At 28.8% G+C, this 399-nt stretch carries 1 protein-coding gene; it reads right to left on the bottom strand.

All coding sequences use genetic code 11. The features are described from left to right. Positions 1 to 217: hypothetical protein (locus J1N10_RS21110; RefSeq protein ID WP_262328698.1), on the bottom strand; the 217-nt coding region annotated here is incomplete at its 3' end. Positions 218 to 399: the final 182 nt, after the last annotated feature.

Below are 399 nucleotides of genomic sequence, written 5' to 3'. Positions count from 1 at the left end.
CTATCACATTTAGTTTTTCAAGTTTAACACCTGAAATGTCTTTTATCTGAATTTGATATGTGTCTTCATTATTGATGATAACTAAGTCGTCAAATTTGTCATCTGTTTTAGCTTCAATCTGAATAACATCAATTTCACGTTCAGTATCCATTTTTGACAAAAACAGTTCCGTTACATGTTTTTGATAAGTATATCCTATGTATCCGCCTTTACTCATCTTTTTAAATTCAGTATCACTATCTTAATGCCAATAACAACATGCATATGAACCGTAAGGACATAACTAACTCAATTAAATGCATCAACAATTGTATACCATTATCAGACTAGAGATTATGATATATAATCATGCCTTCTTTTTAATTCTTAATGATATAAATATCTCTCAGGATTACTTTC

This window comes from Carboxylicivirga litoralis, from assembly GCF_025499605.1.
In the GTDB taxonomy this organism is placed as follows: domain Bacteria; phylum Bacteroidota; class Bacteroidia; order Bacteroidales; family Marinilabiliaceae; genus Carboxylicivirga; species Carboxylicivirga litoralis.
Note: the sequence above shows the minus strand (reverse complement) of the source record. Positions and strands in the feature narration are given on the sequence as shown.